The sequence below is a fragment of the Nocardia sp. No.11 genome, assembly GCF_038752175.1.
GTDB lineage: Bacteria > Actinomycetota > Actinomycetes > Mycobacteriales > Mycobacteriaceae > Nocardia > Nocardia canadensis.
In genome coordinates this window covers 1-15,188 of the sequence record NZ_JBCGFB010000137.1, presented here as the reverse complement: position 1 = coordinate 15,188, position 15,188 = coordinate 1, and the positions used below count along the sequence as shown (strand labels likewise).

At 70.4% G+C, this 15,188-nt stretch carries 15 protein-coding genes; 12 read left to right on the top strand and 3 right to left on the bottom strand.

Annotation, left to right across the window (positions count from 1 at the left end; translation table 11 throughout):
* Nucleotides 1-302: 302 nt before the first annotated feature.
* Together V8688_RS27480 and V8688_RS27475 are read left to right on the top strand one after the other, a co-directional pair.
* The gene (locus V8688_RS27480) at nucleotides 303-2,327 is read left to right on the top strand and encodes a hypothetical protein (RefSeq protein ID WP_342802013.1); all 2,025 of its coding nucleotides are present in this window, start codon (nucleotides 303-305) and stop codon (nucleotides 2,325-2,327) included.
* Nucleotides 2,324-3,370 (top strand): hypothetical protein, encoded by a 1,047-nt coding sequence (locus V8688_RS27475; protein ID WP_342802012.1) that lies wholly within the window; start codon nucleotides 2,324-2,326, stop codon nucleotides 3,368-3,370. The genes V8688_RS27480 and V8688_RS27475 overlap by 4 nt, the downstream gene beginning before the upstream one ends.
* A gap of 72 nt (nucleotides 3,371-3,442) precedes the next feature.
* Here V8688_RS27475 and V8688_RS27470 read toward each other — a convergent pair whose 3' ends face one another.
* Complete coding sequence (locus V8688_RS27470; protein WP_218716063.1) at nucleotides 3,443-3,859, bottom strand: DoxX family protein; 417 nt, start codon at nucleotides 3,857-3,859, stop codon at nucleotides 3,443-3,445.
* Between the two features lie 298 nt (nucleotides 3,860-4,157).
* Here V8688_RS27470 and V8688_RS27465 point away from each other — a divergent pair, with 298 nt between their 5' ends.
* Genes V8688_RS27465 through recN form a run of 5 tightly spaced genes read left to right on the top strand, consistent with a single transcriptional unit; the run spans nucleotide 4,158 to nucleotide 8,875 of the window.
* Nucleotides 4,158-5,051 carry an HAD-IIA family hydrolase gene (locus tag V8688_RS27465; protein WP_342802011.1) on the top strand — a complete coding sequence of 298 codons (894 nt, stop codon included), beginning with the start codon at nucleotides 4,158-4,160 and terminating at the stop codon, nucleotides 5,049-5,051.
* Nucleotides 5,052-5,064: 13 nt separating this feature from the next.
* Nucleotides 5,065-5,352 carry a hypothetical protein gene (locus V8688_RS27460; RefSeq protein WP_342802010.1) on the top strand — a complete coding sequence of 96 codons (288 nt, stop codon included), beginning with the start codon at nucleotides 5,065-5,067 and terminating at the stop codon, nucleotides 5,350-5,352.
* A gap of 1 nt (nucleotide 5,353) precedes the next feature.
* Nucleotides 5,354-6,175 carry a TlyA family RNA methyltransferase gene (locus V8688_RS27455; RefSeq protein WP_342802009.1) on the top strand — a complete coding sequence of 274 codons (822 nt, stop codon included), beginning with the start codon at nucleotides 5,354-5,356 and terminating at the stop codon, nucleotides 6,173-6,175.
* Complete coding sequence (locus V8688_RS27450; RefSeq protein WP_218716059.1) at nucleotides 6,172-7,128, top strand: NAD kinase; 957 nt, start codon at nucleotides 6,172-6,174, stop codon at nucleotides 7,126-7,128. The genes V8688_RS27455 and V8688_RS27450 overlap by 4 nt, the downstream gene beginning before the upstream one ends.
* Nucleotides 7,106-8,875, top strand: a complete 1,770-nt coding sequence (gene recN / locus V8688_RS27445) for a DNA repair protein RecN (RefSeq protein WP_342802008.1) — start codon at nucleotides 7,106-7,108, stop codon at nucleotides 8,873-8,875. The genes V8688_RS27450 and recN overlap by 23 nt, the downstream gene beginning before the upstream one ends.
* Nucleotides 8,876-8,923: 48 nt before the next feature.
* Here the strand turns inward: recN and V8688_RS27440 are convergent, their stop codons facing one another.
* On the bottom strand, nucleotides 8,924-9,343 hold the full coding sequence (locus V8688_RS27440) for an SRPBCC family protein (protein WP_218716057.1): 420 nt from the start codon (nucleotides 9,341-9,343) through the stop codon (nucleotides 8,924-8,926).
* Between the two features lie 50 nt (nucleotides 9,344-9,393).
* A complete protein-coding gene (locus tag V8688_RS27435; RefSeq protein ID WP_218716056.1) occupies nucleotides 9,394-9,822 on the bottom strand; it encodes an SgcJ/EcaC family oxidoreductase in 429 nt (142 codons plus the stop codon).
* A 115-nt stretch (nucleotides 9,823-9,937) separates the two neighbouring features.
* On the opposite strand from V8688_RS27435, the gene V8688_RS27430 reads away from it, so the two are divergent.
* From V8688_RS27430 to V8688_RS27410, 5 genes are all read left to right on the top strand, one after another.
* Nucleotides 9,938-10,408: a MarR family transcriptional regulator gene (locus tag V8688_RS27430; protein WP_218716055.1), complete on the top strand. Its 471-nt coding sequence runs from the start codon at nucleotides 9,938-9,940 to the stop codon at nucleotides 10,406-10,408.
* Between the two features lie 135 nt (nucleotides 10,409-10,543).
* Nucleotides 10,544-11,743, top strand: a complete 1,200-nt coding sequence (gene steA / locus V8688_RS27425) for a putative cytokinetic ring protein SteA (RefSeq protein WP_316574139.1) — start codon at nucleotides 10,544-10,546, stop codon at nucleotides 11,741-11,743.
* Complete coding sequence (locus tag V8688_RS27420; protein WP_342802007.1) at nucleotides 11,740-12,681, top strand: copper transporter; 942 nt, start codon at nucleotides 11,740-11,742, stop codon at nucleotides 12,679-12,681. Before steA ends, V8688_RS27420 begins: the two co-directional genes overlap by 4 nt.
* Nucleotides 12,682-12,853: 172 nt before the next feature.
* Nucleotides 12,854-14,575: a CTP synthase gene (locus tag V8688_RS27415; protein WP_218716052.1), complete on the top strand. Its 1,722-nt coding sequence runs from the start codon at nucleotides 12,854-12,856 to the stop codon at nucleotides 14,573-14,575.
* A 16-nt stretch (nucleotides 14,576-14,591) separates the two neighbouring features.
* The coding region (locus V8688_RS27410) for an NUDIX hydrolase (protein WP_342802006.1) at nucleotides 14,592-15,188 on the top strand (597 nt) is incomplete at its 3' end.

Here is a 15,188-nt window from a genome sequence, read left to right as displayed (position 1 = left end):
CTGCACTCGACAGGGTGTGGGAGAGTAGGACACCGCCGGAACATCCTTCGCGATAGGGGACCCAGAATTGGGTCCCCTATCGGCGTTTGTGGGGCTGCCATGCCCCGGCACGCCAGGCGGACGATGCCCCGTCCTCCGCCCGTGGTTGAATTCTTGTAGGCGGGGCCACGACAACACTCCCCGAGGCCGGGGAATCTAGAGAGGGATCGCCGTGTCGGAACACAACGACGGACGGAAGCCTTTCCGCCGGGACGGAGACGCCCGCGGTTTCGGCCGGCGCGGCGAACCGACCGATCGCCCCCGTGGCGGACACGGTGACAACCGTGGCGAAGGCGGCGGATTCCGCCGCAACGACGACAATCGTGGTGGCCGTGGCGGTTCCGACCGTTCCGAGGGCCAGCGTGGCGGGTTCAACCGCGACGATCGCGGCGGTGACCGCGGCGGTTTCCGGCGCTCCGACAGTGGTGACCGTGGTGGTTACCAGCGTCGTGACGACGCCGGCCGTGGCGGTTACCAGCGGCGTGTCGACAACGACCGCGGCGGTTTCCGGCGCTCCGACAGTGGTGACCGTGGTGGTTACCAGCGTCGTGACGACGCCGGCCGTGGTGGCTCCGGCGACCGTGGCGGGTACCGCCGTAATGATGACGATCGCCCCCGTGGCGGCTCCGACCGTGGTGGCGACCGCGGCGGCTATCAGCGTCGTGACGACGCCGGCCGTGGCGGTTACCAGCGGCGTGACGACAACGACCGCGGCGGTTTCCGGCGCTCCGACAGTGGTGACCGTGGTGGTTACCAGCGTCGTGACGACGCCGGCCGTGGCGGTTACCAGCGGCGTGACGACAACGACCGCGGCGGTATCCGGCGCTCCGACAGTGGTGACCGTGGTGGTTACCAGCGTCGTGACGACGCCGGTCGCGGTGGCTCCGGCGACCGTGGCGGCTTCCGCCGTGGCGAATCCGACCGTCCCACAGGTGGTTTCGATCGCGGTGGCGACCGTGGCGGATATCGTCGCCACGATGACGACCGTCCCCGTGGCGGCTCGGATCGGGGTGGCGCCGGCGGTGGTTTCCGTCGCAACGAGGGCGACGATCGCTCGCGCGGTGGCAGCGATCGTGGCGGGTTCCGTCGTGACAACGACGACCGTCCGCGCGGTGGCTCCGGCTTCCGCAGGAACGAAGGCGATGACCGTTCGCGTGGTGGGTCCGATCGCGGTGGCGATCGCGGCGGGTACCAGCGGCGTGACAGTGGCGACCGTGGTGGTTACCAGCGTCGTGACGACGCGGGCCGTGGTGGCTCGGGCGATCGTGGCGGGTTCCGTCGCGACGACAACGACGACCGTTCGCGCGGGTCCTCGGATCGTGGCGGCTTCCGCCGGAACGAGGGTGACGACCGTTCGCGTGGCAGTTCGGATCGCGGCGCGTTCCGGCGCAGCGAGGGCGATGACCGTTCGCGTGGTGGCTCCGACCGTGGTGGCGATCGCGGCGGGTACCAGCGGCGTGACAGTGGCGACCGTGGTGGTTACCAGCGTCGTGACGACGCGGGCCGTGGTGGCTCGGGCGATCGTGGCGGGTTCCGTCGCGACGACAACGACGACCGTTCGCGCGGGTCCTCGGATCGTGGCGGCTTCCGCCGGAACGAGGGTGACGACCGTTCGCGTGGCAGTTCGGATCGCGGCGCGTTCCGGCGCAGCGAGGGCGATGACCGTTCGCGTGGTGGCTCCGACCGTGGTGGCGATCGCGGCGGGTACCAGCGGCGTGACAGTGGCGACCGTGGTGGTTACCAGCGTCGTGACGACGCGGGCCGTGGTGGCTCCGGTGACCGTGGCGGGTTCCGTCGCGACGACAACGACGACCGTTCGCGCGGGTCCTCCGATCGCGGTGGCGAACGCGGCGGGTACCAGCGGCGTGACAGTGGCGACCGAGGTGGTTACCAGCGTCGTGACGCCGCGGGCCGTGGTGGCTCCGGTGACCGAGGCGGGTTCCGTCGCGACGACAACGACGACCGTTCGCGCGGGTCCTCCGATCGCGGTGGCTTCCGCCGGAGCGAGAGCTCCGATCGCGGCGGCTACCAGCGGCGTGACGACAACGATCGCGGCCCCCGTCGTGACGACGATCGCGGGCGCGGTGGCTTCAAGCGTGGTGGCGGCTCCGGCGGTAGCAACCGTTACGTCGGTGAGGATGGCGCGCCGCTGGACGGCACCTACCGCGAGAAGCGGCGCGAGCGCGAGGGCGATGTCCTCGGCGTCGTGTCCTCGGCCGCCGCGAATGCCGATGCCGCCGAGAGCGAGTCGACCGATCTCGCATCGGCCGACCTCGATTCGCCGGTGAGCGAGGAGACCGCATCCACTGAGCAGTCCGACGACACCTCGTCGAGCACCGAGCGTGCCGAGGACGTCGACGACAACGGTCGAGCGGAGTCGGCGGACGACGCCGATCGCGCCGAGTCCGGCGACGATGCGGGTCGGACCCGGTCCGCCGATCGCGCCGAGGCCGACGACACCGAACGCGGCGACGACGGCGATCGCACCGCGTCGCCGACCGCCGAGCCCGATCCTCGCGACGAGGCGGCAGACCGCGCGGATCGTCGGGCCGACGCCGGCTACGGCGCCCGTGGCGGCGACGACCGTGACGACCGCCGTCGCGGCGGCGAAGGCGCCAGGTCAGCGGGCGGGCGGTCCACCGATCGGCGCGCCGCGCGTCCGGACGAGCCGGACCTGCCCGAAGACGTGCAAGCCTCCGATCTCGATCCGGCGGTGCGCCGCGATCTGCTGAGCCTGGACAAGAACAACGCCGAAACCGTCGCCCGGCACATGGTGATGGCCGTCGAACTGCTCGAGGACGATCCCCGGCTCGCGCTGGCCCACGCACGGGCCGCACGGCAGCGGGCGGGCCGGATCGCCGTCGTGCGCGAGACCGCCGGTGTGGTGGCCTACCACGCCGAGGAATGGGCGGAGGCGCTCTCCGAGCTGCGCACCGCGCGCCGCATGTCCGGCGGCTCCGGGCTGCTGGCCGTGATGGCGGACTGCGAGCGCGGTCTGGGCAGGCCGGAACGGGCCATCGAGCTCGGCCGCAGCGAAGAGGCACAGGCGCTCAGCGGTGACGAGGCCACCGAGCTGCGGATCGTGGTCGCCGGCGCGCGGATGGATCTGGGTCAGTTCGACCAGGCCGTGGTGACGCTGCAGACTCCCGATCTGGATCCGGCGCGCACCGGTTCGGCCGCCGCGCGCCTGTTCTACGCCTACGCCGACGCGCTGGTCGCGGCCGGCCGCACCGACGACGGCCTGCAGTGGTTCCTCAATGCCGCTGCCGCCGATCTCGACGGCGAGACCGACGCCGAGGACCGCGCCGCGGAACTCACCGGCGACGCGTAGTTCAGCAAGCAACGGCCGCAGGCCGGGAACCGATAGCGGGTTCCCGGCCTGCGGCCGTTGTGCGTCGAGGGATCAGAAGGCGCCGAACAGCGGGCCGGTGAGTCCGAGCGGCACCTGCTGGGTGGTGTTGACCAGGTAGAACAGAATCAGCGCACCACCGACGATGGCGAGGTTCTTGTTGAACCCGATCATCTCGGTCTGCTTGGCCTGCGGGTCGGTTTCCTTCCAGAACGGGTGCATGAACAGGCTCACCGGAACCAGGAACGCCACGAGCAGCAGTGCGCCGAGGTCGAGCCAGACACCGAGGATCAGCGACAGCGCGGCCACCAGCGCGACGACGCCACTGACGATGACGCCCGCCTTGGCCGCGGGCACCCCCTTGGCGGCCGCGTACTGGGCCATCCCGTCGGCCTGAGTGAAGTGGCCGATGGCCGAGAAGGCGAAGATCACCGCGAGCAGGATGCGGCCGACCAAGAAAACGATGTCCATTGCGTGGACCTCTCCGTGCGAAGGATGACGACTGCGCCGGTGCGGCAGTTCGATCGGTAATAAACGGACCGCAGTCCGTTTACTTCCTGGCGGGGTGGTGACCTGTGTCACCGAGCGCCGCGACGCGCGCGAAAGCGGGCTGCGAAAAGCGGGTACACCGTGCACGGACGGTTTCCGCATGCTCGATCATGAAGAGTGCGAGTGCGATTCGGTGGTTCCGTGGACGCGGAACTGTCGGTGCCCTCGCCTAGGGTCGGCGCAGGTGCTCGACCCGGCAGTGACGACGGAGTGAGGGTGTGTGAACCGGCTACGCGATCAATACGACGCTTTGCTGCTCGATCTGGACGGGACGCTGTACCGCGGTCCCGAGGTGATCGACGGCGGTCCGAAAGCGCTCGCCCCGGACGGTGATTCGGCGCAGCGGCTGGTCTATGTCACCAACAACGCGGCCCGTGGCCCCGGTCCGGTGGCCGAGCATCTGGCCGAGCTGGGTTATCCGGCCACGGCCGCGGACGTGGTGACCAGCGCGCAGGCCGCGGCGGGCATGCTGGCGCACCGGCTGGCCCCCGGTTCCCAGGTGCTCGTCGTCGGTACCGACGACCTGGCCGCCGAGATCACCGCGGTCGGCCTCGTTCCGATCCGCCGATTCGGCGACACGCCGCCCGACGCGGTCGTGCAGGGGCACTCGCCCGCCACGGCCTGGCCGGACCTCGCCGAAGCCGCCTACGCGCTACGCGCGGGCGCGTTGTGGGTCGCCGCCAACACCGATCGCACGCTGCCCAACGAGCGCGGTCTGGCGCCGGGCAACGGATCGATGGTCGCCGCGCTGCGGACCGCCTCCGATCGCGAGCCGCTGGTCGCGGGCAAGCCGTTCGCGCCGCTGATGGAAGACGCGCTCGCGCGAGCGGGCGCCCGCGCCGCACTGGTGGTCGGCGATCGGATCGACACCGATATCGAGGGCGCCAACGGGCTCGGGCTCGACTCGCTGCTGGTGCTCACCGGCGTCAGCACCCTCGAAGATGTCCTGCTCGCGCCACCGGCCCAGGTGCCCACCTTCGTCGCCGGCTCGCTCGATGCGCTCAACGACGAGATCGTGCCGGATGCCGTCGCCCCCGCGGAGGTCGCGGAACTGTTGCGACAGCACCCCGGCCGGGCGGTACGCGTGCGCGCAGCCGATTCGGAAATCCGATAGCGTTGACGGCACGATGAGTACTCCGAGTTCACCGCCGCCCGGCGCGTCGCAGCCACCCCGCCCAGGGATTCCCCTGCCCGGCACTCACCTGCCGGGTGGTCAGGCGCGGCAGGAACCGGCCGACCCGCATCGGATCAAGGCCGAAGTCGACGCGTTGCTGGCCGAACTCGGCGCGGCGCCTGCGGTGACCGGACCGGCCGAGAACACCGAGACGGGAGCCGACATCACCCGGCGTGCGCGCATCCTCGAGCAGGCGCACGATGTGCTGGTGGACGCCCTGGCGACAGTGGACAAGATCTGAGGTGGCCAGGCGAGCGCGTGTGGACGCCGAACTGGTTCGCCGCGGATTGGCGCGATCGCGAGAACACGCGGTCGAGCTGATCAGCGCGGGCCGCGTCCTGATTGCCGGCACCGTGGCCGTGAAACCGGCGACGGCGGTGGAGACCGGCACCCCGCTGATCGTGCGGGAGGAACCCGACGAGGTGTCCTGGGCCTCGCGCGGGGCGCACAAACTGCTCGGCGCGCTCGAGGCGTTCGAACCACAGGGTCTCAGCGTCGCGGGCAAGCGCTGCCTGGACGCGGGCGCGTCGACCGGTGGGTTCACCGATGTGCTGCTCGCGCGCGGCGCGAAGGAGGTGGCCGCGGTCGACGTCGGGTACGGCCAGCTGATCTGGCGGTTGCAGAACGACGATCGGGTCCAGGTGTACGACCGCACCAACGTGCGCAACATCACCCCCGAAACCATCGGCGGCACAGTCGAATCCGTCGTCGGTGACCTGTCGTTCATCTCACTGGGACTGGTGCTGCCCGCGCTGGCCGCGTGTGCCGCCGACGGCGCCGATCTGCTGCCGATGGTGAAGCCGCAGTTCGAGGTCGGCAAGGAGCGGGTCGGATCCGGTGGCGTGGTGCGCGACCCGGCGCTGCGCGCCGAAGTGGTGCGCGAGGTGGCCGCCGCGGCGGGCGCGCTCGGGTTGCGGACCCAGGGTGTCGTCGCCAGTCCGCTGCCCGGTCCGTCGGGCAATGTCGAGTACTTCCTGTGGCTGCGCAAGGTCGGCCCGTTCGACTACGACGCCGCGGAAGTGGAAGCGCTGGTCGCCCGCGCCGTCGAGGAGGGTCCGCAGTGAACACGCACGAGGGCGGCAGGGAGATCCTGCTCGTCGCCCACCCCGGCCGCGCGGAGATCATCGAGACCGCGCACCGGGTGGCGAAGATCTTCGCCGAGGCGGGCATCTGCCTGCGGGTGCTGGCCGACGAGGCCGACAGCACGCGGTTCGAGGACGAACCCGCCGGCTATCCGGTCCGGGTGGTGCCGCACAGCCCGTCCGCGGCGCTGGGCTGCGAGATGGTGCTCGCCCTCGGCGGCGACGGCACCTTCCTGCGCGCGGCCGAACTCGGCCGGCCGTCCGGGGTGCCGGTGCTCGGAATCAACCTGGGCCGCATCGGTTTTCTCACCGAGGCCGAGGCCGAGCATCTCGACGAGGCGCTGGCCCAGGTGGTCGACCGGGACTACCGCGTGGAAGACCGGATGACCATCGACGTCACCGTCCGGGTCGACGACACCGTCGTCGAACGTGGGTGGGCGCTCAACGAGGCCAGCCTGGAGAACGCCCAGCGCATGGGTGTGCTCGAAGTGGTGCTCGAGGTCGACGGCAGGCCCGTGTCGTCGTTCGGCTGCGACGGCATCCTCATCTCCACCCCGACCGGGTCGACCGCCTACGCCTTCTCGGCGGGCGGTCCGGTGGTGTGGCCGGAACTCGAAGCGATGCTGGTCATCCCGAGCAACGCGCACGCCCTGTTCGCGCGGCCGCTGGTGACCAGCCCGGAATCGCGGATCGCGGTGGAGACGGTGGCGACCGGGCACGACGCGATCGTGTTCCTGGATGGTCGGCGGACCCTGGCGTTGCCGCGCGGCGGCCGCGCCGAAGTGGTGCGCGGCGAACGACCGGTGCGGTGGGTGCGGCTGGATTCCGCGCCGTTCGCCGACCGGATGGTGCGGAAGTTCCAGCTGCCGGTCACCGGCTGGCGGGGTAGACAGCGAACGGAGAACAGCCGCGATGCTGACAGAGATCAGGATTGACGGACTCGGCGTCATCTCGACGGCCACCGCGCAGTTCCATGCGGGCCTGACCGTCCTCACCGGTGAGACCGGTGCGGGCAAGACGATGGTGGTCACCAGCCTGCATCTGCTCAGCGGCGCCCGCGCCGACGCCGGGCGGGTTCGGCTCGGCGCGGCGAAGGCCGTGGTCGAGGGGCGGTTCGTCATCGACGACGTCAACGACGCGGCCCGCGCGGCCGTCGGCGAAGTGCTGGAGTCGGCCGCCGCCGAGGCCGACGAGGACGGCAGCGTGATCGCGGTCCGCACCGTCAACAGCGACGGGCGCTCCCGCGCGCACCTGGGCGGCCGGGGTGTGCCCGCCGCGGTGCTCGGCGAGTTCACCTCCCGGCTGCTGACCGTGCACGGCCAGAACGACCAGCTGCGGCTGCAGCGGCCCGAACAGCAGCTCGCCGCGCTCGACCAGTTCGCCGGTGACGGGGTCGCCGGGCTGCTGCGCAAATACCAGGTGCATCGCCGGACGTGGCTCGACGCGCGCTCGGAGCTGCTGGAGCGGACGGCGCGCAGCCGGGAGCTGGCGCTCGAGGCCGACCGGCTCAAGCACTCGCTGGCCGAGATCGACGGCATCGCGCCCGAGCCCGGTGAGGACACCCGGCTCGTCGCCGAGATCCGCAGGCTCAGCGATCTGGATTCGCTGCGCGAGGCCGCGGTCGCCGCGCACGAGGCGCTGTCCGGTCCCACCGACTCCGCCGCCGACGGCGGCGGCGTGCTCGATCTGCTCGGCGGCGCGCGGGCCCGGCTGGACTCCGCCGACGACCCCGGGCTGACCGGGCTGGCGCCGCGGCTGGGCGAGGCGATCGCGGTGGTCGTCGACGTGACCACCGAACTCAGCGGGTACCTCTCGGAACTGCCGTCGGACCCCGGCGCGCTGGACTCGATGCTCAACCGGCAGGCCGAGCTGAAGTCGCTGACCCGCAAGTACGCGCCCGATATCGACGGCGTGATCGCCTGGGCCGACGAGTCGCGCGCCCGCCTGGATTCGCTGGACGTGTCCGAGGACGCGCTGGCCAAACTCGCCGGTGAGGTGGAGACCGCGGCGGGCAAGGTCCGCGAGGCCGCCCGCAAGCTCAGTGCCGCCCGCGCGAAGGCGGCGGGCAAGCTGGCTTCGGCGGTGAGCACCGAGCTCGGTGGGCTCGCGATGGGCAAGGCCCGGCTCGAGGTGCAGGTACGGCCGATGCAGGCCAACGCGCAGGACTCGGCGCCGATCGAGATCGACGGCGTGCAGCTGCACGCCGGGTCGCACGGTGTCGACGAGGTGGAGTTCCGGCTCTCGGCCCATTCCGGCGCGCAGTCGCTGCCGTTGAGCAAGAGCGCCTCCGGCGGTGAGCTCTCCCGGGTGATGCTGGCGCTCGAAGTGGTCCTCGCCGGATCGGATCACGGCGCGACGATGGTGTTCGACGAGGTCGACGCCGGCGTCGGCGGCCGGGCGGCGGTGGAGATCGGCAAGCGGCTGGCGCGGCTGGCCCGCACCCATCAGGTGATCGTGGTGACCCATCTGCCGCAGGTGGCGGCCTTCGCCGACACGCACCTGGTGGTGAACAAGTCCGATGATGGAAAAGGCAAGGTGGACAGCGGAGTTCGCACGCTGACCGATGAGGAGCGGGTGGTCGAACTGGCGCGCATGCTCGCGGGCCTCGACGACACCGAGACCGGCCGCGCGCACGCGGAGGAACTGCTGGAAACCGCGCGGGCCGAGCGCGCTCCGGCCTGACCACGCGGGTGACGCCGCCCGCGCGGACCGCGGGCGACGTCGACGCGCCTACTTCAGAGCTTTGCGGACGCCGCCGATGAGCTGGTTGGTCAGCTGACGAAGGCCGAATTCGAGGACCGGCGCGGGCACGGGCAGCGACGGCTCGGACTCCATCGTGTAGACCACGCGGGTGCCGCCGGAGCTGGTGTCGGCGAAGGTGATGATGCCGACGTGGCGCTTGACCGGCGCGCCCTTGACGATCTTGTACTCCATCCGCTCGCCGGGAACCAGCGCGGTGATCTCCTCGATGACACCGGCTTTGCCGAAGCCGAGGATGTGCTGCGCGCCCACGCCGGTGGCCGGGTCGCCCTGCTTGATGAGCTTGACCTGAATCGGCAGGTAGGGGCTGACGGCCTCACGCTCGGTGAAAAGGCGGTAGACGATGTCGCGAGGTGCGTCGAAAACCGTCTCGACGGTGCTGCGGGGCATGGATTGTCTCCTGTCCGAGGTATCTGTGACCCGCAGCATACGGGTAGTTGTCATCCGCGTTCCGACCTGGCCGTCATCGCATCGAAGAACCAGTGGTATTTCGTGTTGTGGAAGGCGGCGAAGCGCCATCGGCCGTCGTCGCGGACGGCGACGTAGATGTTGTCCTTGGTGTTGCGCCGGGTGCGCTTGCCCTTGACCACCGCGCCGCGGCCGTCGACGACCGCGACATCGGGGGTCAGGAAGCGCAGCCGGGTGATCTCGCCGTCGAGGCGGGTGTTCTTCAGGTATTTCGCGAACAGCCCGGCGTGACAGGCTTCGATGGCCGCGCGGCCGGTGTAGTGGCGGCCGAACCAGGTGACGTATTCGGCGTCGTCGGTGAACGCGGCGGCGAACGCGCGCGCGTCGCCGGCCGCCCAGGCATCGCTGGTCGCCGTGAACAGGGCGCGGATCGCGTGTTCGTCGGACTGGGGATCGGTCATGGCGCCCTCCGGAAAACTAGGATCGATCGGTCAGAGGTCGATCCGGGAAGTAGTGTCTTCAGTAATAATCTGACTTAGGAAGATAATCCCCGGGCGGAGCGGAAGGTGTCAAGGGATGTCCGACAGGAGGGCCGAGCTCGCGGCAGCGTTGACGGTCGCCGCACAGCGCAGCGCGACCGATGGCGTCATGTTGCATCAGGCCGTCGCCGACAAGCTCGGCCTGCACGTCACCGATCTGCGCTGCCTGAACATGCTGCGGCTGGGCGGCCCGGCGACCGCGGGGGAGCTGGCCGCGCAGACCGCGCTCACCACCGGCGCGGTGACCAAGATGGTCGACCGGCTGCTGGCCGCGGGATATGTGCGCCGCGAGCACGACGTCGCGGATCGGCGGCGGGTGATCGTGACCGCGATCCCGGCCCGGATCGATGAGATCGCCCCGCACTACGAACTACTCGCGCGCAGCTTCGCCGCCGCGCTCGACGACTACTCCGACGATCAGCTCGCCCTGGTGCTAGACCTGTTCGAGCGCCTGCACGCGACCTCGCTCGAGGTCGCGGCGAAGTTGCGGCAGGACGGCGAGACCTAGCGTCGGCGACCGTTCGGCGCGGTCGGAGGTGATGGCCCGCGGGTTGCTGTGCGCGCGGGATCACAGTGACGAATGTGACCGGTGATTCGGCGCGCCTCCACCAAAGGTTGAGGGTTTGCCCGCATCATCGGCCACATGAAGATGCCGGCGTTGTTGTCGCGGAACACGGAAACGCTGCCCGGTGTCACCGGGATCGCCCGGGTGGATCGCAACACCCGGCGCTTGTTGCGGCGCGTCGGACCCGGGGATGTCGTGGTCCTCGACGAGACCGATCTGGACCGCCACACCGCCGATCGGCTGGTCGAGGCGGGCGTCGTCGCGGTGATCAACACCTCGCCGTCCATCTCCGGCCGCTATCCCAATCTGGGCCCGGAAGTGCTGGTGGCCAACGGCATCGTGTTGATGGACGCCGTCTCCGCCGACGCGTTCGGCAAGATCAAGGACGGTATGAAGGTCCGCATCGACGAGGGCATCGTCTACGCGGACAAGCTGACCAAGAAGGAACCCGAGGTCCTGGTCGAGGGCATCGAGTTCGACGAGTCGGCCATCGCCGACCGGATGATCGAGGCGCGCAACGGGCTGGCCGACCACCTCGACGCGTTCGCCGGCAACACCACCGAGTTCGTCCGCACCGAGAGCGCGCTGCTCATCGACGGGATCGGGGTCCCCGACATCGACCTCGAACTGCGCAACCGGCACGTGGTCGTCGTCGCCGACGGGTCGGGGCACCAGGAGGAACTGCAGCGGCTCAAGCCGTTCATCAAGGAGTACGCGCCGATCCTGATCGGCGTGGGCCGGGGCGCCGACACCTTGCGCAAGCTCAAGTACAAGCCGGACCTGATCGTCGGCGATCCCGACGAGATCAGCACCGAGACACTGCGATCCGGCGCCGAGATGATCCTGCCCGCCGACACCGACGGACACGCCAAGGGTCTCGAGCGCATCCAGGACCTCGGCATCGGCGCCACCACCTTCCCGTCGTCGGGCTCACCTACCGATCTGGCGCTGATGCTGGCCGATCACCACGGCGCGTCGCTGATCGTGCTGGCGGGCGCGCCCGCCTCGCTGGAGGACTTCTTCGACCGCGGCCGTCGCGACAGCAATCCGGCGACCTTCCTGACCCGGCTCAAGGTCGGCGCGAAACTCGTCGACGCCAAGGCGGTCTCGACGCTGTACCGGCAGCGCTCCTCCGGCGCCGCGCTGGCGCTGGTGGTGCTGGCGGCGCTGGTCGCGATCGTGGTGGTGATCCTGGCCTCGCACAACGGATCCGAGGTGCTGGACTGGGCGATCGAGTACTGGAACCGCTTCGTCCTGTGGGTGCGTGGTCTGCTGTGATCTCGGTGCGTCACCATGCCATCTCGATCGCCGCGATCTTCCTCGCGCTGGCCGTCGGGGTGGTGCTCGGCTCACAGACCCTGGCCTCGGACATGCTGTCCGGGCTGCGTTCGGACAAGAACGACCTGCGCGGCCAGGTCGACGCGCTGAGCGCGCAGAACGAACAGCTCACCGCTCGCCTCGACGCCGCCGACCGCTTCATCGCCGACTCGTCGGGCAAGCTGCTCGGCGGCACCCTGACCGACCGCAGCGTCGTCGTCTTCACCACCCCCGACGCCGATCCCGGTGACATCGACGGGGTGAGCAAGGCGCTCGAGATCGCCGGTGCGCAGGTGACCGGCCGGATCGCGCTCACCGACTCCTTCGTCGACGCGGGGGAGGGCGACCGGATGCGCTCGGCGTTGACCAATATCGTCCCCGCGGGCGCGCAGTTGCGGACCGGCGCCGTGGACCAGGGCAGCATGGCGGGCGACCTGCTCGGCCTGACCCTGCTGCTCGACCCGGCGACCAATCAGCCGCGCAGCACCGCCCCCGAGCTCGCGCTGGTCCTCGAGACGTTGCGCGGCGGCGGATTCCTCGCCTACGGCGATACGCCGGTGCGACCCGCGCAACTGGCCGTCGTGGTCACCGGCAATGGTGTCGCATCCGACAGTGGACAGGGCGCGACTATCGCCCGCTTCACCGGAGCGGTCCGGGCGCGGGCGGCGGGCACGGTGCTCGCGGGGCGTGCCGGGGCCGCCGAGGGCAACGGCGCCATCGCCCATGTCCGGGCCCAGGCACCGCTGGCGACGACGGTCACCACGGTCGACAATGCCGACCGCGAAATCGGCAGGGTGACAACGGCTCTCGCCTTCACCGAACAGCTTTCCGGCGGCGCGGGCCGCTATGGAACCGGGCCAACCGCGACCTCGCTGACCATGGTCGCCATGCCTCGCTGAGGTTTCCCTCCGCAGTCGTGCCGGACGACCGGTCGCCCGAGTACCCGGGTGACCCGCCGGGCCCGTCCCGCGCCCGCCGAGCACCCGGCCGCCGGTCCGGCGCGCAACACGCTCCGCCGCAAACGACCCGCAAAATACGCGGAGAGGCGGGTGCCTGTTACTCTGGAGTTCCGTGGGTCAAACACGGAATCAGGCTCGAAATGCCACCAAGCACATCTTCGTGAGCGGTGGCGTCGCCTCCTCTTTGGGTAAGGGTCTCACCGCTTCCAGCCTCGGTCAGTTGCTGACCGCGCGCGGCATGCGGGTGACGATGCAGAAGCTCGACCCGTATCTGAACGTCGATCCGGGCACCATGAACCCGTTCCAGCACGGCGAGGTGTTCGTCACCGAAGACGGCGCCGAGACCGACCTGGATGTCGGCCACTACGAGCGGTTCCTCGATCGCGATCTGTCCAAGGACGCGAACGTGACCACCGGGCAGATCTATTCGACGGTCATCGCCAAGGAGCGCCGCGGCGAGTACCTGGGCGACACGGTGCAGGTCATCCCGCACATCACCGACGAGATCAAGAACCGCATCCTGGCGATGCAGGGTCCCGATCTCGAGGGGCATGTGCCGGACGTGGTGATCACCGAGATCGGTGGCACCGTCGGCGACATCGAGTCGCAGCCGTTCCTCGAGGCGGCGCGCCAGATCCGCCACGACGTGGGCCGCGACAACGTGTTCTTCCTGCACGTGTCGCTGGTGCCGTACCTGGCGCCCTCGGGTGAGCTCAAGACCAAGCCGACGCAGCACTCGGTGGCCGCGCTGCGCAACATCGGTATCCAGCCCGACGCGCTGATCCTGCGCTGCGACCGTGAGGTGCCGCAGGGGCTCAAGAACAAGATCGCGCTGATGTGCGACGTCGACGTGGAGGCGTGCATCTCCACCCCGGACGCGCCGTCGATCTACGACATCCCGAAGGTGCTGCACAGCGAGGGCCTCGACGCCTATGTGGTGCGCAAGCTCGGCCTGCCGTTCCGCGACGTGGACTGGGCCGTGTGGGGCGACCTGCTCGATCGCGTGCACTCCCCGCGCGAGACCGTCGAGGTGGCGCTGGTCGGCAAGTACGTCGACCTCCCCGACGCCTACCTGTCGGTCACCGAGGCGCTGCGCGCCGGTGGCTTCGCGCACCGCGCGAAGGTGAACATCCGCTGGGTGCCCTCCGACGAGTGCGAGACCGAGGCGGGCGCCCAGGCGGCGCTGCGTGACGTCGACGCCGTGTTGATCCCCGGTGGGTTCGGCATCCGCGGCATCGAGGGCAAACTCGGCGCCATCCGCTACGCCCGCCACCGCGGCATCCCGCTGCTGGGCCTGTGCCTCGGTCTGCAGTGCGTGGTCATCGAGGCCGCGCGCTCGGTCGGTATCGACGACGCCAACTCGGCCGAGTTCGAGCCCGACACGAAGAACCCGGTCATCTCCACCATGGCCGACCAGGAAGACGTCGTCGCCGGCGAGGCCGATCTGGGCGGCACCATGCGCCTCGGCGCCTACCCGGCCACCTTGCAGAAGGGCTCGGTCGTCGCGCAGGCGTACGGCTCCGAGCACGTCTCCGAGCGGCATCGGCACCGGTTCGAGGTGAACAACGCCTACCGCGACGCCATCGCCAAGAGCGGTCTGGTGTTCTCGGGCACCTCGCCCGACGGGCACCTGGTGGAGTTCGTCGAGTACCCGGCCTCGGTGCATCCGTTCTTCGTCGCCACCCAAGCGCACCCGGAGCTCAAGAGCCGTCCGACCAGGCCGCATCCGCTCTTCGCCGCGCTGATCAACGCGGCGTTGAAATACAAACTGGCCGAACGCCTTCCCGTAGACTTCCCGGAGGAAGAGCTCGCGGAGCAGGCCGCGGATCTCTGAGCGGGAGAGCAGCGACGTGAGCCAGCCCGGTAGTCATGACTTCGAGACGGTCTCCAGCCGGGTGCTCTACAGCGGCGCGATCCTGGCCCTGCGCCAGGATCAGGTCGCGATGCCGGACGGGCGGGTCGCCGAGCGCGAGGTCATCGAGCACCACGGTGCGGTCGCGGTGCTCGCCCTCGACGACGACGGCAACATCGTCCTGATCCGCCAGTACCGGCATCCGATCCGGACCCGGCTGCTGGAACTGCCCGCCGGGCTGCTCGACATCGACGGCGAGGACCCGCTCACCGCGGCCAAGCGTGAGCTGGCCGAGGAGACGGGCCTGGCCGCCGCCGAGTGGTCGGTGCTGGTGGACGTCGCGTTGTCGCCGGGGTTCACCGACGAGGCGCTGCGGGTGTTCTGCGCGACCGGGCTCACCGCGACCGATCGGCCGGAGCCCGAGCACGAGGAAGCCGATCTCGAACTGGTCAGGATGCCGGTCGCCGAGGCGGTCCGGGCGGCGCTGGCCGGGGAGATCGTGAACGCGACCGCGGTCGCCGGGGTGCTCGCCTACGCGGCGGCCACGGCGAGCGCGGTGCCGTTGCGCCCCGCCGACGCGCCGTGGCCGGGTCAG

Bases quoted from the DNA above. Each gene is read 5' to 3' on its own strand.
- V8688_RS27470 (WP_218716063.1), bottom strand. From the start codon at position 3,859: ATGGACATCGTTTTCTTGGTCGGCCGCATCCTGCTCGCGGTGATCTTC.
- V8688_RS27460 (WP_342802010.1), top strand. From the start codon at position 5,065: ATGAGTACTCCGAGTTCACCGCCGCCCGGCGCGTCGCAGCCACCCCGC.
- recN (WP_342802008.1), top strand. From the start codon at position 7,106: ATGCTGACAGAGATCAGGATTGACGGACTCGGCGTCATCTCGACGGCC.
- V8688_RS27440 (WP_218716057.1), bottom strand. From the start codon at position 9,343: ATGCCCCGCAGCACCGTCGAGACGGTTTTCGACGCACCTCGCGACATC.
- V8688_RS27435 (WP_218716056.1), bottom strand. From the start codon at position 9,822: ATGACCGATCCCCAGTCCGACGAACACGCGATCCGCGCCCTGTTCACG.
- V8688_RS27430 (WP_218716055.1), top strand. From the start codon at position 9,938: ATGTCCGACAGGAGGGCCGAGCTCGCGGCAGCGTTGACGGTCGCCGCA.
- steA (WP_316574139.1), top strand. From the start codon at position 10,544: ATGAAGATGCCGGCGTTGTTGTCGCGGAACACGGAAACGCTGCCCGGT.